Source organism: Pelagibacterium luteolum, assembly GCF_900100665.1.
Classification (GTDB): domain Bacteria; phylum Pseudomonadota; class Alphaproteobacteria; order Rhizobiales; family Devosiaceae; genus Pelagibacterium; species Pelagibacterium luteolum.
The window spans coordinates 121,531-139,221 of record NZ_FNCS01000009.1 but is presented as its reverse complement, the minus strand read 5'-3'; the positions used below and the strand labels follow the sequence as shown (position 1 = coordinate 139,221).

At 57.7% G+C, this 17,691-nt stretch carries 27 protein-coding genes and 1 tRNA gene; 23 read left to right on the top strand and 5 right to left on the bottom strand.

What is annotated here, in order from left to right; genetic code table 11:
* Positions 1 to 38 precede the first annotated feature (38 nt).
* The gene (locus BLR31_RS14520; protein WP_090597413.1) at positions 39 to 1,145 is read left to right on the top strand and encodes a LacI family DNA-binding transcriptional regulator; all 1,107 of its coding nucleotides are present in this window, start codon (positions 39 to 41) and stop codon (positions 1,143 to 1,145) included.
* Positions 1,146 to 1,189: 44 nt separating this feature from the next.
* On the opposite strand, the gene BLR31_RS14515 is transcribed toward BLR31_RS14520, so the two are convergent.
* From BLR31_RS14515 to BLR31_RS14505, 3 genes are all read right to left on the bottom strand, one after another.
* Positions 1,190 to 1,954, bottom strand: coding sequence for an enoyl-CoA hydratase/isomerase family protein (locus BLR31_RS14515; RefSeq protein ID WP_090597412.1), 765 nt, complete (start codon positions 1,952 to 1,954; stop codon positions 1,190 to 1,192).
* Positions 1,955 to 1,958: 4 nt separating this feature from the next.
* Positions 1,959 to 3,158, bottom strand: coding sequence for a glycoside hydrolase family protein (locus tag BLR31_RS14510; RefSeq protein WP_090597411.1), 1,200 nt, complete (start codon positions 3,156 to 3,158; stop codon positions 1,959 to 1,961).
* Positions 3,159 to 4,102: 944 nt separating this feature from the next.
* The gene (locus BLR31_RS14505) at positions 4,103 to 4,459 is read right to left on the bottom strand and encodes a hypothetical protein (RefSeq protein WP_090597410.1); all 357 of its coding nucleotides are present in this window, start codon (positions 4,457 to 4,459) and stop codon (positions 4,103 to 4,105) included.
* 486 nt (positions 4,460 to 4,945) lie between these two features.
* On the opposite strand from BLR31_RS14505, the gene BLR31_RS14500 reads away from it, so the two are divergent.
* Together BLR31_RS14500 and BLR31_RS14495 are read left to right on the top strand one after the other, a co-directional pair.
* Positions 4,946 to 5,791, top strand: coding sequence for a hypothetical protein (locus BLR31_RS14500; protein ID WP_090597409.1), 846 nt, complete (start codon positions 4,946 to 4,948; stop codon positions 5,789 to 5,791).
* Positions 5,792 to 5,863: 72 nt separating this feature from the next.
* Positions 5,864 to 6,094: a hypothetical protein gene (locus tag BLR31_RS14495; protein WP_090597408.1), complete on the top strand. Its 231-nt coding sequence runs from the start codon at positions 5,864 to 5,866 to the stop codon at positions 6,092 to 6,094.
* Here BLR31_RS14495 and BLR31_RS14490 read toward each other — a convergent pair.
* On the bottom strand, positions 6,053 to 6,595 hold the full coding sequence (locus BLR31_RS14490) for a hypothetical protein (RefSeq protein ID WP_143009398.1): 543 nt from the start codon (positions 6,593 to 6,595) through the stop codon (positions 6,053 to 6,055). The genes BLR31_RS14495 and BLR31_RS14490 overlap by 42 nt on opposite strands.
* A gap of 309 nt (positions 6,596 to 6,904) precedes the next feature.
* On the opposite strand from BLR31_RS14490, the gene BLR31_RS14485 reads away from it, so the two are divergent.
* The 17 genes from BLR31_RS14485 (at position 6,905) to BLR31_RS14410 (ending at position 15,762) form a co-directional block, all read left to right on the top strand.
* Positions 6,905 to 7,207 (top strand): hypothetical protein, encoded by a 303-nt coding sequence (locus tag BLR31_RS14485; RefSeq protein WP_090597406.1) that lies wholly within the window; start codon positions 6,905 to 6,907, stop codon positions 7,205 to 7,207.
* Positions 7,207 to 7,587 (top strand): hypothetical protein, encoded by a 381-nt coding sequence (locus tag BLR31_RS14480; protein WP_090597405.1) that lies wholly within the window; start codon positions 7,207 to 7,209, stop codon positions 7,585 to 7,587. The genes BLR31_RS14485 and BLR31_RS14480 overlap by 1 nt, the downstream gene beginning before the upstream one ends.
* A gap of 50 nt (positions 7,588 to 7,637) precedes the next feature.
* A complete protein-coding gene (locus tag BLR31_RS14475; RefSeq protein ID WP_090597404.1) occupies positions 7,638 to 7,895 on the top strand; it encodes a hypothetical protein in 258 nt (85 codons plus the stop codon).
* Positions 7,892 to 8,695: a hypothetical protein gene (locus BLR31_RS14470; RefSeq protein WP_090597403.1), complete on the top strand. Its 804-nt coding sequence runs from the start codon at positions 7,892 to 7,894 to the stop codon at positions 8,693 to 8,695. The genes BLR31_RS14475 and BLR31_RS14470 overlap by 4 nt, the downstream gene beginning before the upstream one ends.
* Positions 8,692 to 9,429, top strand: a complete 738-nt coding sequence (locus BLR31_RS14465; protein WP_090597402.1) for a hypothetical protein — start codon at positions 8,692 to 8,694, stop codon at positions 9,427 to 9,429. The genes BLR31_RS14470 and BLR31_RS14465 overlap by 4 nt, the downstream gene beginning before the upstream one ends.
* On the top strand, positions 9,426 to 9,557 hold the full coding sequence (locus BLR31_RS22200; RefSeq protein ID WP_280139127.1) for a hypothetical protein: 132 nt from the start codon (positions 9,426 to 9,428) through the stop codon (positions 9,555 to 9,557). Before BLR31_RS14465 ends, BLR31_RS22200 begins: the two co-directional genes overlap by 4 nt.
* A complete protein-coding gene (locus tag BLR31_RS14460) occupies positions 9,557 to 10,369 on the top strand; it encodes a hypothetical protein (RefSeq protein WP_090597401.1) in 813 nt (270 codons plus the stop codon). The genes BLR31_RS22200 and BLR31_RS14460 overlap by 1 nt, the downstream gene beginning before the upstream one ends.
* Complete coding sequence (locus BLR31_RS14455; RefSeq protein ID WP_090597400.1) at positions 10,366 to 10,821, top strand: hypothetical protein; 456 nt, start codon at positions 10,366 to 10,368, stop codon at positions 10,819 to 10,821. Before BLR31_RS14460 ends, BLR31_RS14455 begins: the two co-directional genes overlap by 4 nt.
* Positions 10,818 to 11,120, top strand: coding sequence for a hypothetical protein (locus BLR31_RS14450; RefSeq protein ID WP_090597399.1), 303 nt, complete (start codon positions 10,818 to 10,820; stop codon positions 11,118 to 11,120). The genes BLR31_RS14455 and BLR31_RS14450 overlap by 4 nt, the downstream gene beginning before the upstream one ends.
* The gene (locus BLR31_RS14445; RefSeq protein WP_090597398.1) at positions 11,117 to 11,374 is read left to right on the top strand and encodes a hypothetical protein; all 258 of its coding nucleotides are present in this window, start codon (positions 11,117 to 11,119) and stop codon (positions 11,372 to 11,374) included. The genes BLR31_RS14450 and BLR31_RS14445 overlap by 4 nt, the downstream gene beginning before the upstream one ends.
* Positions 11,374 to 11,796, top strand: coding sequence for a hypothetical protein (locus tag BLR31_RS14440; protein WP_090597397.1), 423 nt, complete (start codon positions 11,374 to 11,376; stop codon positions 11,794 to 11,796). The genes BLR31_RS14445 and BLR31_RS14440 overlap by 1 nt, the downstream gene beginning before the upstream one ends.
* 90 nt (positions 11,797 to 11,886) lie before the next feature.
* Complete coding sequence (locus BLR31_RS14435; protein WP_090597396.1) at positions 11,887 to 12,189, top strand: hypothetical protein; 303 nt, start codon at positions 11,887 to 11,889, stop codon at positions 12,187 to 12,189.
* 71 nt (positions 12,190 to 12,260) lie between these two features.
* Positions 12,261 to 12,638, top strand: coding sequence for a helix-turn-helix domain-containing protein (locus BLR31_RS14430; RefSeq protein ID WP_090597395.1), 378 nt, complete (start codon positions 12,261 to 12,263; stop codon positions 12,636 to 12,638).
* Positions 12,639 to 12,802: 164 nt separating this feature from the next.
* A complete protein-coding gene (locus tag BLR31_RS14425; RefSeq protein ID WP_090597394.1) occupies positions 12,803 to 13,399 on the top strand; it encodes a type IV toxin-antitoxin system AbiEi family antitoxin domain-containing protein in 597 nt (198 codons plus the stop codon).
* Positions 13,396 to 14,322 (top strand): nucleotidyl transferase AbiEii/AbiGii toxin family protein, encoded by a 927-nt coding sequence (locus tag BLR31_RS14420; protein WP_090597393.1) that lies wholly within the window; start codon positions 13,396 to 13,398, stop codon positions 14,320 to 14,322. The genes BLR31_RS14425 and BLR31_RS14420 overlap by 4 nt, the downstream gene beginning before the upstream one ends.
* 25 nt (positions 14,323 to 14,347) lie before the next feature.
* Entirely contained in the window at positions 14,348 to 14,947 is a 600-nt protein-coding gene (locus BLR31_RS14415; protein WP_090597392.1) for a metallophosphoesterase family protein, read from the top strand.
* Positions 14,944 to 15,762: a metallophosphoesterase gene (locus tag BLR31_RS14410; RefSeq protein WP_090597391.1), complete on the top strand. Its 819-nt coding sequence runs from the start codon at positions 14,944 to 14,946 to the stop codon at positions 15,760 to 15,762. Before BLR31_RS14415 ends, BLR31_RS14410 begins: the two co-directional genes overlap by 4 nt.
* A gap of 244 nt (positions 15,763 to 16,006) precedes the next feature.
* Here BLR31_RS14410 and BLR31_RS14405 read toward each other — a convergent pair.
* Positions 16,007 to 16,082, bottom strand: a tRNA-Thr gene (locus BLR31_RS14405).
* Positions 16,083 to 16,230: 148 nt separating this feature from the next.
* Between BLR31_RS14405 and BLR31_RS14400 the strand changes: the two genes are divergently transcribed.
* The 3 genes from BLR31_RS14400 (at position 16,231) to BLR31_RS14390 (ending at position 17,687) form a co-directional block, all read left to right on the top strand.
* Entirely contained in the window at positions 16,231 to 16,470 is a 240-nt protein-coding gene (locus BLR31_RS14400; RefSeq protein WP_090597390.1) for a hypothetical protein, read from the top strand.
* Positions 16,471 to 16,539: 69 nt separating this feature from the next.
* Positions 16,540 to 16,848 (top strand): hypothetical protein, encoded by a 309-nt coding sequence (locus BLR31_RS14395; RefSeq protein ID WP_090597389.1) that lies wholly within the window; start codon positions 16,540 to 16,542, stop codon positions 16,846 to 16,848.
* 62 nt (positions 16,849 to 16,910) lie between these two features.
* Positions 16,911 to 17,687, top strand: a complete 777-nt coding sequence (locus tag BLR31_RS14390; protein ID WP_090597388.1) for an NAD kinase — start codon at positions 16,911 to 16,913, stop codon at positions 17,685 to 17,687.
* Positions 17,688 to 17,691 lie beyond the last annotated feature (4 nt).

The window sequence follows — 17,691 nt, the reverse complement described above, 5'->3', positions numbered from 1 at the left end:
CAAATTATACTTTCTTCCCATGCATTTGAGGGTTTCCGGTGCTAATCTGTGACAAACTCGGAAATCCGGAAACGGTTACAGGATTGCATACTTTGAACAAGAAGCCGTCTCTCGCAGATGTCGCGACGCTCGCCGGCGTATCGGTTGCAACGGTATCGCGTGTTCTCAATACGCCTGCAATCGTGACGGCTGAACTGCGCGAAAAGGTCCTTAAAGCCACGCGAGCGCTCGGCTATGTCCCTCATGGGGCGGCGCGTGCCTTGGCATCCAATAGAACCCGTTCAGTGGGGGTCGTTGTCCCCACGTTGGGAATTTCGATCTTCGCGCGGGGCGTTGAGTCCATGCAGGACCGGTTGGGAGAAGACGGGTACCGCCTTTTAGTCGCCAATTCCCAATACAACCCCGCCAAGGAGCTCCAGGAGATTGAGTCTCTTTTAGCTCACGGCGTCGATGGGCTGGTTCTTGTGGGCAACGAGCGATTGCCCGAAGCGCGCAAACTTTTGCGCCAATTTTCGTGCCCGGTAATTATCACTTTCGTTCACGAAGCGGCGGAAGAGTTTCCAGCGGTCGGGGTGAACAACTTTTCATCGAGCTACGACATGACAAAGTATCTTGTCGAAAGCGGGCACACCCATTTTTCCATCCTCACATCCCCGGTGCAAAACAATGATCGCGTTCGCGCCCGGCGTGATGGAATTTTGAGCTGCCTCAAGGACTACAATCAGCAGGTCACGCTGCATGAAGTTTTTGAGATTCCATACTCGATGCAGGCTGGCGGAGATGGCCTGGATGCCATCGTAAAACAGGCACCTTTGACCTCATCGATTGTCTGTACAACCGATCTGATAGCTGTAGGTGCCATGGCTCGCGCCAGATCTATAGGACTTTCTGTACCCGAGGACGTTTCGATTGCGGGATATGACGGGCTAGAACTGGCAAACTATCTCACCCCCGCACTGACCACGATTTCCGTACCTGCGAGCGAAATTGGACGACTTGCCGCCCAACGCATGCTTGATGAGCTCAATGGCGCCAAGGCACAGACAAATACAATTGTTGAGACATCGCTCTCGATACGCGGTTCGACAGCCTCACCCCGGCCAAACCGGCTTCCCCTTGACGCCATAATAATTGCTAAGGACTAACAATCCGAGGTGGCCCGGACGTTGGATCGCGGGCCGAAACCGTCCTATTTCTGATTAAAGTCAGGGCTGCGCTTTTGGAGAAATGCCGATAGGCCCTCGGGCAAATCCGAGCTTTCAAAGAGCGCGCCAAATGCTTCGGCTTCAAGTGTATCGATATTGTCAGTGCCGTTACCAGCGCCCAGCACACGCTTAGCCTGCCTAATGGCGCTTGCGGGCAATAAGGCAAGCCGACTAGCAAGCGCTATCACTTCCCCTTCAAGGGTGTCAGGATCGACCACTTTGTTGATTAAGCCGATATCATAAGCCCGCGAGGCATCGATCGGCTCACCAAGCAAAACAAGTTCCTTTGCGCGCTGTGGGCCGAGGTCTCGCAAAAGGCGTTTCATACCACCTGCGGCAGGCAATGCGCCAAGCAGGATTTCAGGAAAGCCGATTTTGGTGCGCGACGAGGCGATCCGGAAATCGCAAGCGAGCATCAATTCGGCTCCGCCACCCAAGGCCGGGCCGTCTAGTTTGGCTATGGTAACGGCAGGTAACCGTTCGATCCGATCGAGCAGATACTGCTCAAACCGTATTTTTGCGACGCCGCCCAATTGGTCGACAGGGAACTCTTTAATGTCGGATCCAACCGAGAACGCACGGCCATTCACTGACTCGATAATGACCACTCTAACGTCGGGGTTTGCCTCGATTCTTGCAACTGCATCAAAAAGAGCCTGACGCACTTGATTGGTTAGAATATGAAGTGGCGGGTTGTTGAGGCCAAGTCGAGCAATTGCCCCATCTTCTGTGTATTTCAGGACAATCATCAGGTCACTTCTCGCGCGCGGCCAAGCGTTCGGGCAATGCTCTGAGCGCTCCCGGTTTAAGGAACATCAATAGTGCTTCGGCAAAATAATAGTCGCCGAAAAGCACTGCCGCATCGGGGCCAATGCCGTGGGGCTTTGAGTAGCAGCCATGCTTTAAAAGACCACGTTGCTCGTCATGTGCCAGATGATCACGACACAGGCGCTCGAGCAGATCTGCAGCTTGCCTGAGCCGAGACTGGGCGACTTGAGCATCGGGCTCAAGATAAGCGATTTGAATCAATGCGTTCGCAACGATGGCCGACGCTGCCGTGTCGAGAGTTGCATCGGCACCTGCTGGATCATCAAAATCCCAAGGTGCTGCACTCGCTTTGCCAAGCCGAGCTAAAAAGTGATCGGCAAGCGAGTGGGCGAGATCAAGATATCGTATCGAGCGCGTGTATCTTGCTGTTTCTGCCATACCCAATATGGACCAGCCCTGCCCTCGCGACCAGCAACTGTCATCGGCGTAGCCTTGGAAGGTATAGGCGTCTTTTACAGTGCCCGACGGCAGGTTGAAATTGACTGCATGCACGGTAGATAGATCGTCGCGTATGAAAGCCCTCTCTGTCGCCTGGGCATGCAGTTCAGCCGCAACAAGAAAGCTATTGTCATGAGACACCTCTGCCGCCCAGTACAGGAGCGGAAGATTGGCCATGGTGTCGATCGCGGAACTGCGGCGACCCCGTTCGTCGTTGTGCGGACCCCATGAGGAAATATACGCGCCGTGGTCGGTTCTGACGAGGCGGGCACGAAGTTGACGGGCGGCTTCGAGCCCCACATCTGCCCATGCATCATCGCCCGTTATGTGATGGGCTGGCAAAGCGCTTGAGAGGAAAATGAACCCGATATCATGGGTATTGGGATCCTTTGCGCGCGGAGCTACAAGATTCATCCGCTCCAGGGCGAGGCTTTGCAGTTCTTGGTCGCCTTTATGCAGTGAACCGATCAACAGCAGACCCACCCAGAAGCCGCAGAACCAGTTTCCGTGGCTCCAATTCTCGCCGCTATATCCAGCAGATTGAGAGGCATAGAGCAGATCCCATGACCCGTCAGGGTTGGTCACATAGGGAAATTTGGCGCCAATGCTTGCTTCATCTTCGCGCGTTTTTCGCGCGAGCACGTCCAGGGCGCCTTCAAATGCCGCACTATCAAATCCTCCAACCACTACAAAACTCCTCCACGCCGTTATCTAATTGGCTCTGTAAGCGCTTTCAGATAAATTGTCTACCGGCTCCGGGTAACGATTGCATCCTCATTTACCGAAATTTGCTGAAGACGATCGGGCATTTCCAGAATCTACCACGGGTCGAGCGGCCTGAACCAACCCTGTCGAGGATGGCAAAATAATACCTAGACCCCTCACAGTTCTCCTTGGAACTATGTTTGAGCTACTCAAAGGACCCCTTTGTAAAGGCGGCATATTTTAACACTGTGACTCGATCACGCGGTCTAAGCCCAGCCCGGAGAAGAAGCAAAGTGATGAGGACAAAAGCCGCCCATTGCGGTTTTGGAATGGGTGGGGCGCCCGAAACTGGACTATGAAGCAGGCGACGTTCAGTAGCGGATGGCCGCTTTCTTCATCGATAGCTTCGCCGGTCCTGGCATCGGCCAAGTCGAATTGAAACGTCACTACAAACTGTGCGGCGGTCAGCTTTCAGAAAAGCGCCAAGCTAGGCGAAATGACCAAGATGGGGGCGCAAAGCTGCCGGGTATCCGGGGCTGAACGCTCGTCCGTCTTCCGGCCCACCGGCCAAAGTGAAGTTAACGTTTATTAGCTTCACTTTACTTGTACGGGTCATTTTCGATGCTTCAGACCACTACGCGTTAATTGAAGATTAACACGTAGTGCCATTGAGCGCTCCCTTCGCCGGGTGCGCAAAATCCCAAATCTTTGAGGAAAAAGGGTGAGGGCAGGCCCTGGAAAAGCCTGCCCTCTGAATGCTGCGACTACTATTCGCGGACCCCCAGAATATACCGGATATGGACGCAAGGCACAAGCACCGACACCACTTCTAGAAAAGTGTTACCACCCCGCGTCGTGTCCTGAGGGAGTAACGGGGGTGTCGAATATGCACCCTGCGGACACGTCCCAATATCCAGCCATCGAAATCAATGGTGCTGCCGGCCATCATCGGGGGACGTCATCGATTGGGTATAAGACGGCCAGCCATGCTCTGGTCTGGGGCTGGCGGCTCTCTTGAGGGCCTCCCTCACGTGGTCGGGATTGCACCGGTGTCTGTTGACGAGAATCCGCTGCGCAGTCTGAAAGATGTCCGCCAGGTCCACCGGCTGCTTGCCAGCGCCCCACTGGCTCCGATCCGCACTCCGCATGGCAAAGGCAAGCCCTTCGGCAATCGCCGCGTTCAATGTTGACACCGATGGCACGCCGGCTTCACGCCGCGCCTGGCGCTGCCTGCGCTTCCGATCCCTGTCATATCTACGCCGCTCAGCCAGTGTTTTTGCCATGGCAATGGTCCATCTTCCCAAGGTGAACCCGCATGATCCGGCAATGTGATGCAAGGGACAAGTCCCTGTGACGTGTCCCCATCATCCCCAGAAGCACCGGGGCCGCTCTCATCTATGATGATGGGTCGCTGCGCTCCCGCGCCCTGTTCGTCGACTCGCATGTATTCGATATCGAGCAAGGCCCGGAGACGCGCAGCGTCGACACCCTCCGAGCGTAGCGAAGGATGCGGCTTCATTTCAAAGTCAAATTCCAAGCTATCTCAATCTGTGGTTTTGAGCGCCGGAGGCGCGCCCAGCGCACATGAAATTGACAGCGGCGGAGCGCCAGCCAGGCGCGACGCAGAACGAATTTGAAGGGGCTCGATAGCTCTAGTTTTTATAGCCTATTTAATAATAACCCCAACTTTCCGAAGTGGATGGGCTATTGCCTTTTGCTGTGGCCTTCTCCATATTACCTTTTAAGGTATTTTCTGGGTAGGTGTAGGCATGGCTCTCAAGACGATAGATGCGCCCTTCGGGCTGACAAACGGGGTGAGCCTCTCGGGACTGACGGCGCCATCGATGCGAGTGGCATTGGCACTTATCTGCCAAGCTGATGGCAATGGCGCATTCAGCATCACGAAGCCCTTGCTCGAAAAGACGTGCAACGTGCGGCTCGATAATGCTCATCGTTTTTTGAACCGGCCCCGAGATTGCCAGTATGAAGCCCAAGGCGAATATCTTGCGCCGGCGTTCGAACGAATCGATTACGTGCAAGGCGAGCGAGGGGTCACTGCCGGCATAATTTCTGGCCAACTCACCATGCGGTTCGTGGAGGACCTGGTTCGGTTCAAGGACAACGGGGTGGACGTCAAGCTGCCGGTCGACGAGCTGCGCATGCTATCCACCATCCCAGGCATATTGTTGTGGCTGCGGCTGGCACGGGAAAGATCCGAGGTCCTCGCCACCCCCGATGATGATGGCAAACGGGAACGGGTGCTCAAGCTCGCAGAGGGGAGCGTCTGCCTTCGCCTGCAGGCTGAGGATGCCGCTGCCATTTTCGGTCAATATACATCTCGCGCGACCGTCGTTCGGGCCAATGCAGACGGTGAGGAATTCAGGTCGACGAGCTTGAGCCGCATTTACGAAGAGCTTGTGAAGCCAGCTGTCACCGATCTTTGGAAAGCGATGCCGGAATGGGATGTCGACGCGCGGCCGGTGACGTCCGATCGTCCGCTACATGGCCGGGCCTGGAAACGAATCGATCTCACAATGGCGCCTCTTTGGAAGCGGCCATCCCTCAAAGAGTTGGCCAAGCGGACGAAATCGCTCGACGAGCGGCAAAGAGCTTAAAATGCTGGACATCGGATCCGTCAAATATCAACAGACCTATGCTAAGGTGCTGACAATATAAGGAGAACGCGCATGCATTTCACTGATGGAGAAGCTGGCCTGGCACTGGGTTTCCAGAGCGCACTGCGCCGTGAAGCCGCACATGCCGATGCCGCGATCGAAGCACGTGACGCCGAGATCGTCAGGCTGCGCCGCCAGCTCGCTCATGCCAGCATTTCGAATCGCGATTTGATCGTGGAGCGTGGGCAGCGCAATATCGATCTACTGCTTGAGATCCGTGCGCGGCAGCATCGCCGCCAATAGAAAAGGCCTGAGATCGCTCCCAGGCCTGATCGTCAGTCTGTCTGGCTGACTATGCGTATTTGAGCGCCGTCCCAAATTCTGGGGGGCGTTTTCGTATTCGCCATCCCTTAGGTATTCCGCGATCGTCGGGGCGTCATTGATAAGCACGCCCTTGAGCGATTTGCGGCCCTTGATGTGCGCCGACAGCTCAGGGTCTTTTGCCCGCGCGATCGAACGCAGCATCTCCTGATTGCAGGCAGACAGCCACAGCATTTCCTGTTGCGACAATTTCCCGACGAGATCCGGTGTTGGCACACGGTCGCTATAAAGCAGGGCCGCGACCTGGCGAACTGCATCGAGGTGCTCGTCTGGCTGTGCACGCTCGCCCGATTCGTTTTGCGCGGCCTCTTCAAGGGGCAATGCCGGCAGCGCGATGAGCTGCGATATCCATTCGCCAGCGATGCAGACACGCTGCCAAACGAATCGGGGCAATGCCGCCAGGGCGCTGGCGATGGCTTTCAAAACACTTTTCATACTGCACCTCCACATGGATCGGGATATCGATCCTTGGCCCGAATCAATATCAATCCTTGGCAAGGAACTAGCCCCCCTCACGCCGATGGCCTGCGACACTCTGTCGCACTTTGGCGTCAGGTTCACTGATATGAGGGCAACAACTCAATGTTGACACGTATGTCCTTCGATTTTCAAAGTTTTTTATCAATTGCAAACATCACAAAATGGGGTGACCCTAGGTGCTAACGCCACCAGCCCCACGATATTGACATCTGGAAGTTGGGGGTTCGACAGAAGATCAAGAGGGCTCTTGAAATGACGACTGACACCGCCCCCCAGGGCACTCCTACAACTGTTCTCAGCTTGGCATTCGCCGCGCTCCGCGACGTCCTCGGCACTCCTGCGGGGCTGACCGATGCCGGCGTGAAGCAAGTCGCTGAGATCGTGCGCCGGGCATCCGACAATCCCCACCCAGCAATTGAGACGCTGCTCCGGCTCGTCCTGCTGCTTGAGCAAGAGGAAGCCATCGCGACAGCCATCCTTGGCGACGAGAAGCTCGAAGAGCGTGCATTCGAACAGCTACGCGAGCATCTCCAGGTCAAGCGGGGGAATGCGTAATGCCAGCCCCCGCCAAGATTTCGAAGTCCGACCTTCAGGCCCGTTTTGCAAACGGCGCCCGCCTCGTCGACGTGTCCAAAGCCTTGGGTTTCAGCGCACTCACCGTCGCGCGGCACTGCAAGCTGCACGGGATAGAATATCCGACGAAGCGCGGACCTGCTCCACGGCTGCCGCATGTTTCGCTCGTCATCGCCATGGTCCGTTCCGGCATCAAAACGACCGACATTGCGCGCAAGTATAATGTCACGCCGAGCGCAATTCCTCGTCTCCTTGAGCGCAACCATTTCGCTCTGGCTGCCGGGCATGTCGTGCACGACTACCGGCACGGGCGGGGCACCCTGGAGAAGCGGGCGAGCAAGGTTTCCAACATCGAAAACTAGGTCGACCAGATCCTTGCCCAGGTCGCGGCGAAGCTCGAGGGAGAGGCAGCATGAGCATCCCCCTGTTTATGAAACTTCCAGCCGTCGAAATCGCCATCCGCAAGCACCGGTATGAAGGTCGGTGGCGCATCAAGCAGGTGGTCACCAAGCGTTTTGAAGTCGCAATCGACCCGCTGTCCATCCGCTTTATGGAATCGGACGGTGCGTTCACACGCATCCACTCCGACCACTGCACGATCGATGTCGCGATGTCGGTCGACGATGTGCGCGATGCGATGATCAAGGCCGCAGCGGGGGCGGCATCATGAGCCAGATCCTTCCTCCATCTTTCGCCGAGCTGTCGTGGACATGCATCGATTCCGGTCGCGAGTACCATTCCCCTGCGACCGAGCAATTCTGGGATGTCTACCGCATCGCCCGGAATTCGCTTTTCCGCTTGGGCATCAAGACGGCGAAAGCTGATGACGAGGTGTGGTCTGTCGTTTTCACCCCGAAATACAGCCAGCGCGATGTGCAGCTGCAGGTGGATTTGCTGGTGCTCGAAAGCCAGGACGCGGCTGCCGCCCGTGCCGAGCGCGAACGGATCGCACAGGAAGCCCGTGAGCGCATGGAAGCCCAGCGCGAGCAGGCAAAGCAGGAGAGCATCGCCAAGGCGAAAGCCATGGTCGAGGATGCCGTGAAGGCAGCCCGAGATTGCGAGCGCAAATGGGGTGAATTCTGTGTTCGCAAGAGTGCCTTGCGTTCGCTTCTGGCACAGCACGACGATCCCGATCGTGACGGGCTGACGCATCCGCAAGTGATGCTGCTCAAGGACCTTGTCCAGCAGACGGAAGCCAAGTCTCGGGAAATGTTGCGCCGCGCACAGCGCGAGTACAATCCCGGCGTCGACTGGCCCGAGATCGAAGTGATTGAGGCAATCAAAAAGCTGACGGGTCGGGACAGCGATCGGGCAACCATCGATAACGGCATTGGCTGGAACAAGCCCGACAGCCCTACCGGGCACTGGTGCGCGGCAATGCTCGATATCGACCGTGCTGCAGCAGTGAAAGTTGGACGGTGGCTGGTGGGGAAATATGGCGTCTCGCAGCTCGGGAGGGAAGCAGCATGAGCCGGATCATTCTGGGCGGCGATCCGCTCTACACCCTATCGCCCGAAGAGATCGTGCAGCGCGCGACGCGCCCGGGTCACCAGATTTTCCCGGGTCGCGGTCAGATGGACTACTACCGGAACCGTGACCTTCTCAAGCTTTACGATGGTCAGGACACGCTCGATATACCCGGAGCGCTCAAGAGCTACATGCATATTGCATACAAAGAGTACTCAGAGCGTTTCAACGCTCTCCGGCTCGGCGAGCTGCTCAATTGGGGTGTCCAGCACGGTATCGTAGAGCGCGTTTATGGTCGTGCCCAGTGGACCCTGGTGGAGCGTGAACAGCAGTTCGAGCTGTGCGGTCCCGAGCGCAAGCAACTCGCCGTCCGGGTTCGGGGCCTGTCGGGCATTGAGGCTGTGGTCGGGGCAAAGCTCTGGCAGCGGGAATTGAAGCGCCGCGAGCGTGCCCGCGTGAAGCGTGTGACAGCCCTTTTTACTCCAGCCGATGTCAAGGTGAAGTTCATCGTTCGGCATACGCCCGATGTCGTGCTCGAGGGTGTGCTCGAGAGGTTCACCGTGGGTGACATGCGTACCATGGGTGAGTGCCATGAGCTTTTGCTCGAGAGCTTCATGTCACTCGAAACCACGGAAGCTCAAAGCGTCACCGCGGCTTTGACCCAGCTCTACACCGTCGCCGTCGAGCTCGAGCGAGAGACCCGGCACGCCGACGAGCTGGAGGGACTGGAGCTATGAGCAAGCGTGCCCCACCACCCGAATTTCCCTTCGGCGGTTACGCCGGCTGGGGGACCGTCATTGTCGTCGCCTCGATTGTGGGGGTCACAGCAGCCCTTTTCATTTTCAAGCTCACAGGAGCCCTCTAATGCGCAAGCACATTATCCGCCATCAGCTGTCCAAAATGCGCCCGATCTCGGCGTCCGTGGACGATACCGGCATCAACCTCTACCTGGGCGACGTGCCCGACATGAAGGTGGTGCCCATCTACATGGACGAATTCGAGAAGCTGCTCGAACTCGTCTCAGACCTCACCTCCCACGAGGTCAAAATCAGTGACCTCGTCGCGCTGCGCAACGCAACTTATGGCGACATCCAGCTCAAGAAGTCGAAGCTGGAGCTGAAGAAGGCTCAACGCGAAGAACCGGTGCTGAACAAGGCCTTGGATCGTGGGTACCTTGCGCAGCTTATCTCAGATGCCGGAGCTCCCCCAGGTCCGCAGGATGGTCCGATTTCAATGTTGCCGGACGATCACTGGGTCAAAGTGCGCGCATACAGGCAGGCCGATGCCGTGATCGCGGCTCTTGGGGGGCAGGTCGCTCCCGATCCCGAGAAGTCCTTTTATGACACGGTGACCGACCTGCCGTCCGATGATCTGGCTGACTATCTCCAGAAGAAGATCATCCGGAATTCTCGCGATTTCACCTTTGAGCGTCGCATGCTGGCAGATCCAGCGTTGCTCATGTGCATCGAAACGTGCCGGTACCGGGATTTCATCATCAAGATCGAGTACGCGAACACCACATTTGGTCGGCCCGGCTGCCGGATCTCGATCACGAAGCTCGACGGTGAGATCGTTCGCAATGCGCGTGTCGACGATGCTGCGCGCTTGAAAGGCGTCTGGGCTCGCGCCCATGGCGAATCTGTCGCCAATGTCAAAGTCTCGGGTGAAGCAGCATGAGCGGCCCCAGAGACTACTCCATCACCATCCGCAACGAAGCCGAAACATACATCGGCAAGGGCGTCGAGGATCGCAATTACGCCAAGGTGTCGTCGAGCGAAGCCCAAGGCGACGAAGGCGTCATCACCCTGCAGCTCGGTCGCGGGCAGAGCATCACGCTGAAGGCTCATGAGGCCATTGATATCGGGCAGACCCTGGCACGGGCCGGCCATGGTGCACGCAAGGTCACGCCTGCTGAAGAGAAGATGGCCAAGAATCTCAATGGGATCGGTGATGCGCTGAAGGATGCTGTCACGTCACTGGGGAAAGCGATGAGGCATGCCGAAGAAATGGCGAAGCCTGTGCCGGGTGCAACGATACCCGGGCCGACATTGAGCACGATGGAAATGGAGATGCCGCCGATCTCGCCGGAACAGCTAAAGGCGATGCGGATGAAGAGGTCGCGCTCATGAGCCAGCACGACGAAGATCCCGTTTTCAAGCTGGTTTCCAGCCTCGCCGATGACGTTCTCAATGCCGATATCAGCGAACTGGAGCAAGAGCTCGATGCCGAGGTCGGTGGCCGGGAGCGCCTCGAACGATTCAAAAACACCATCCGCGGGCTGCCCTGGCAAGAGCTTGCGGACAAGGCTGATGGCGAGCCCATCCACCTGACCAACGCGCGCGTCGAGTTCATTGTCGACGGCAAGGTCATCCAGGAGGGCGAGGTCACGGACGCAACAATTACCTTCGAGAAGGAAAGCCGCTCATGAGCCAGACACCCGAATGGCAGCAGGTCAGGGCCCGCAAGCTGGAGATGATCCGGCTGCAGAACGCGCAGATCATCGCCGGCGTGGTCGATCCCGCCAACGGCATGACGCGCAAAGAGCGGCGGGCATATGACGCCGAAATGCGGCGGGATGCGAAGCGGCTGCTGCCGACAAAAACGTATCGGACGTCGCAGGTCATCGTGGGCGATGTCTATGAGATGCAGCGCTTTGAAATGCCTTTGAAGGGATCAATGTGATGACCGGTTTCAATATGAAGTCCACCCTCGAGCGGCATCTCAAAATGCAACAGATAGAGATGGAGACGGATATCAAAAAGCAGATCATTTGCCGGCTGATTTCGATCTCAGCCGGCGTATCCTCGGCGGCCGAGGTCGAGGCTGAGGTCGAGGCTGAGGTCGAGGCTGAGGTCGAGGCAGACCATATGCCAGAGCATTTCAGCAACCTCCTCGCCCAAGCCCGCGCCAACCTGGACGCCCGTGGTGTCACCAGGACGGCATTCACGGTGCTCGAGGAATACAATCGCCTGCGCGATGGGGAGGATGCGCCCAAGCCCGCGATCTGCCTCGTCTGCGAGACCCCATTCGCATCCGCCGGCGCACACAATCGGGTCTGCCGGGGATGCAAGGCTGAGCATGCGATGAAGAAGGGGGCGGCGTGATGTGATGGACGAAGGGCAGCATGCCCCCGGCCATGCGCCGACCCGGGGGTCTCTCTTAGGCGCATCATCACTCAACAACGGAGATTTCCAATGAGTGAACTCGAAACCAACTGGCGCGTCGAAGCGATCAAGCTTGGTCCAGTCAATGGGCTTGTGCAGCTCGAAGGCTGCTACATCGACGGCCTGAAAATGGCCGAGCATGGAGACGTCGTCACGCTGACCGTCGACGATCGTTTCGCCATTGATGTGAAGCCTGAGGATGTCCCTCAAGTCGCATGGCTGGTCGCGCAGGCTCTCGCAGTCGGCGCAGGTCACAAGAACCTGCGTCAGGCCTTCGGTGAGCACAGCTTCAGCCGCTATGCCGACAAGCCTGATGAAGAGGCCTTGAACTAAGTCAACGCCTCGCCCCAGCGTCGTTGGCGCTGGGGCCTATAATCGGGATTTTTCCTTTCAAAGGGAGCGGCATGATGTCGAAATCGGTAGCACAAGCCCTGGAGTTGGCCCAGAACGTCGCATTCATGCTTGAGAGCACCGGCTTTGGCGATCCTATCCACTTGAATGGCCGCACTTATATGCCCGGCGAGCTCGGGTCTGAATTCGAACGCGCCCTTGCCACCCTGCGCCAAGGTCCGAAAGTCCTCGATGACCTGGGTGTGCACGCGATGCTTCGCAAGGAAATCGAGAAGGTCGGCAGCGTGGCCGAATTGGCCCGCCGCATGAACGTGACCCGCCAAAGTCTGCACGATGTCTATAGCGGGAAAAAGGGTCCTGGGCCTGCGGTGCTTGGTTATTTCAATCTGAACCGGATGGGCGGCCGGACCAAATACGAGCTGCTCGATTGAGCCCTCGATAACGCGAAAGTACCTGGGATATACGTTCAGACCACTCAGAGATAATGCCCAAAAACGGGCAGTTTCTCTTACCGGTCGATTTTTTTCGCATGCGGGGTTTGTGCCTTGCATGCAGATGGAGCAAACTTGAACCAACGTCAATGATTGGTGCAAGAATGATCCAGCCACTCCCCATCCGTCCCATCATGCTAGCAAGCGAACTCCGCGATGCCGGCGTTCATCCGCGCGATATCACCGCTGCCCTGGAGCGCGGTGATATCCTGCGTGCAGCCCGGGGCGTTTACGTGACGCCCGAAGTCTATGTTGAGCAGCAGCTCGACGATGCGATCGTGTGCCACAAGACTGGTGGCGTCATCGGGCACTTGAGCGCTGCCCAGCGCCATGGGCTTTGCGATGCTTCACCTGCAGCCACCGAAATCTTGATTGGCCACACCGGCGTCGGGGGAAGTGACCTACCCATCCGTTTGATACGGTCGCGAAACCCGGACACCTTGTCTGTGGGCGTCGACCATGAGGATTTCCATGGCTTGCTGATCCGCATGACCGATCGCGCCAGAACCGTGGTGGACCTTTATCGTATCGAGCCCAAGGCCACCCGTCAGCATGCCATCGCCGCGCTGACGACCTATCTCGGCGAAGGCGACCCCGTTTCCACCCTTTATCAGTACGCCAAGACCTTCGATTGCTGGCAGGACCTGCAGCCCGAGGTCGAAGCCGTGCAAGCCACTCTTGAAAGAGGAATGTCACTATGAGCCGCACCAATAAAGCACTCGTCACACCTGCAGGTCTCAGCAGCTTTGCAAAGCTCAAGGCAGCTGCTGCAAAAGCAGGCCGCCCTGCAGATCAGATCACGCACCGGTTCGCCCTGGAGGGTGCCATCAGGCGCATTTTCGAATCGGAGCATGCGGATCGGTTCGGCATGACATCGTCCCTAAAAGGGGGCGCGATCATGTTCTTCAGCGAGGGTGTCGAGCCGATGATGGGGCGCCACACCACGGACGTCGACATCCAAATTTCCGGCTTTGATGGCACGCTCGACGATTTTGCGGACATCATGCGCGAGGTCCTGGCGTCAGTCCCAGCGACTGACGACGGAGTGCGGTTCGATCTCGACACGCTGAAAGTCCTCGGCACCCGTGAGACGGGTATCCCCGGTGGCGCCATCGTTTGCCAGGCTCAAATCGGCACCGCGATTTTCAAATTCAAATGCGATGTCGGGTTTTATGACGAGAGCCTCAAAGAGAGCCTTGTCGCCGTCGACCTGCCGTCCTTGCTGCCGGGCATGCCGCCGATCCGTATCCTGCGTCAGCCCGTGGAGTATTCGATTGCCGATAAGGTCCACGCCGCCGTTCGGCACGCAGGCACGAATACTCGGCTGCGCGATTTCTATGACCTCTATGTCTACGTGACCCGCTGCCCGATCAATCAGGACCGGCTGCGGCATGCATTCGAGCACACCTTTGCGCTCTTTGGTGACGAGTTGCCGGATGGTGTCGAAGACATCATCACCTATGGGCCCGATTTCGTGGCGGCCAACGCCGACCAATGGCGATCGGTGCGGGACAGCTCGAGATGGGCTGTGCAGGTGCCTGACCTGGCTGAAGTCGTCGAAGTCATCAAGCAGGGGATCGCGCCGGTGCTCGGTGCTGGTTCCTTGCATCGACCGGCCGCATGATCCGCGCAATCTAGGAGGCAAGGATATGAGAGATAATACTTTTTTCATTAGCGACACCCATTTCGGGCACGAGGGCGTGCTCGACTTCTGCGCGCGTCCATTCAAGACTGCAGCTCAGATGGATGCGGCCATGATCACGGCTTGGAACAGCGTCGTCGGGCCGCGGGACACCGTGGTGCACGGCGGGGATTTTGCCTTTTGCAGCGCCGAGCGGGCCCAGTTCATCTTCGATAAGCTTAACGGGAAAAAGGTCCTGGTGCGAGGCAATCACGATCGCAACAAGCATTTGAAGCTTGGATGGGAAAGCGTCCACGAAATCCTTGATACCCGCATCGCCGGGCAGCGCATCATTGTCTGCCATTATCCAATGCGGGAATGGCCGGGATACTACCGCAACGCCATCCATCTTTTTGGCCATTCGCATTCGTCGATGCCCTCGAGCAATCGTGCGCTCGACATCGGCGTCGACAATATCGGTTTTACGCCCCTTAGGCTGCCTGATCTGCAGAAGATCATGGACGATCTTCCGGCATCCGAGTGGCGCCGGGGGCATGCACCTGACCCCAAGAAGCAGCTAGGCGTTGATGATTCCGAAGATGCCGATGACGTGGGGCTGAAGGTATGAAGCTCTGGACCCTGAGCGACCTGCATCTCAATCCATCTGATTTCGACAACGATCCGATCATCTGGTCATCGATCCCCGATGCCGATGTCGCGGTCATCGCTGGCGATATCGGAGACGGTTCGCCCGAGCGATCCTTAGAATGGATTGCCCGCAAAATCCTTCCACACATGCCGGTTGTGATGGTGATGGGCAATCACGACTACTTCGGCGAAGACATCCTGGATGTGCGCCCCAGGCTCATGGAACGCGCTGCCGAACTCGGCATCCACTTGCTCGACGACAGCACCATCACGATCGCCGGCACGCGCTTTGTCGGCTCGACCCTGTGGACAGACTATGACCTCTATAGCGATGGCGAAGAGCATGCCCGGCGCCGGTTTGAGATTGCCGCCAAGAACATCCTTTCCGACCATTCCCAGATCGGGCTGCGCTCGGGCGAGATGGAGCTTTTTGCACCCCGGCATGCTGTGCGGCTCCATCTGAAATCGAGAGCCTTTATCGAAGACACCCTGCGGCAGGATTTCGACGGCAGCACGGTGGTGGTGACGCATCATGCGCCACACCCCGGCAGCGTGTCGCCCGAGTTCAATGGGGATATCATCACGCCGGCATTCGTTTCGGACATGAGCGATATCTTTGGGCGGTTCGATCTCGACCTCTGGGTGCACGGGCACACGCATGCCAGCTTTGATTACGATGTTGATGGGACGCGGGTGGTCTGCAATGCGCGTGGGTACGGGTATGAGATAGAAGGTTTTGACCCTGAGCTGGTCATCGATATCTCGCGATATGGTCCCAAGCCACCGTCCTGGTAACTGTGCAAGGAAAGTTAAGCTAAGGGGGTCACTTTGACCTCCATAGATAACAAAAGGGGCCGCCGAGGCGACCCTTTGCCGGCCGCAAAGACAGGCGACCTCGTGGGCTATGCCCATGCACAGGATAATCCGGCCGGCCGTCAGCCACAAGGGGATTGATTCCGCACAGGTCGCCCCAATGTCGCCCCAGTGCGACGTCGCCCCAGTGGGTCGAAAATAAAAGCTAGCAATTTCAGGGGGTTATTGGTGCCGGCAGCAGGACTTGAACCCGCGACCCTCTGATTACAAATCAGATGCTCTACCAACTGAGCTATACCGGCAGCGGCGTGCTAGCTAGCACCAGTCTCGATCAGATGCAAGCATCGGAATGGACGCTGGCAAACCTATGTGAACGATACGCTAATGCCGGCGAACCGGCAGAACCGCCAAGCGTTTTTATTAAAGGCACCCAACCGAGGGATTAACGCCATGAGTGACGCCCAACTCGTCAATATAGACCCGGCCATCGAAACCCCTATTCCCGTTCAGAACGACAGCGATCAACAAGAGCATGTCAGGACGTTCAACAGCTTCGTACATGTCGTTCTGTCGTTCGTACTGCACGCCCCGCTTCTTCTGGGCGGGATCTACGCCATGACACTCGGGGGCTCGGTCGCCCTCGGCGCACTGATGGCCGTCGCAGGAATTGCGATTCTCATTTTGGGATAGCGACATCGGTCGGTCGGCCAACGTGATCTGCCACAGGTCCTAGCGCGTTGAAGGGTCAGGAGGTAACTCATGACCCTTATTCGTGTTGCTCTGATTGTTGCCGCTGTCGCCTTCGCAGCGATGATCGTTTCGGCCGCACTTCGAGCCGATATTTTCGAGAGCTTTGCTGCCGTTTCTGCGGACCCTTGGGGTGCAGTGTCATTAGTTGACCTCTATATCGGCTTTCTGGCCTTCGGGGTGATCGTCTGGTTCGTAGAGCCTGACATGCGCGCGCGGCTCGGTGTGATTATTGCTCTGCCGTTTCTGGGAAATCTGGTCGCACTGCCATGGCTTGCCTGGCGTCTGCCTATGTTTGCCAGAGCGTTGCGCCGCCGCTAGCCTGCCCCACCCATGCGTGCTAAACGCGCTGGCGAGCGTGGTTCATCGCGGGAGAGGCGGCCTTGGCACTATATACCGATGGCAGGGTGGCGTTCATCGCTTCGGATACACCCGATGCGCAGGAGGCGCGTGAGGCGCTGATAGCCAAGCATGGCAACGCCGGCCTAGACACCGCATCCATTATCGTAGCGCTTGGCGGTGACGGGCTTATGCTCGAAACGCTGCACAAGGTCATGGATCACGGCATCCCGGTTTATGGCATGAACTTTGGATCCGTCGGGTTTCTTATGAACGAGTTTCGGCCCGACGCACTCGACGTCCGCCTGCGCGCCGCTTTGCCCACGACCATCCATCCGCTCAAAATGCGCGTGACCGATGCCAATGGGCGCGTCTCGGAGGCTCTGGCGCTGAACGAAGTCTCGCTCTATCGCTCGTCATATCAGGCAGCGAAGATCGAAATCCGCATCGACGGAGAATTGCGGCTCGACGAACTGATCTGTGACGGTGTGATCGTTGCGACCCCTGCTGGATCAACAGCGTATAATCTTTCGGCGCACGGGCCGATCCTACCGATCACGGCGCCGCTTCTGGCCCTGACCCCAATCTCTCCGTTCCGCCCCAGGCGCTGGCGTGGCGCCATAATCTCCAACCGGGCAAGTATCGCGTTTCGCACCTTGGAAAGCGCAAAGCGACCAGTGAGCGCCGTGGCTGACAACGTCGAATTCGATGGGGTCATTGAGGTCGAGGTGCATGAAGACCGCAGGCACGCCGTCACGCTGCTGTTCGATCCTGGCCATGGGCTCGACGACCGGGTGCTGGTCGAACAGTTTCGATATTAGGTTG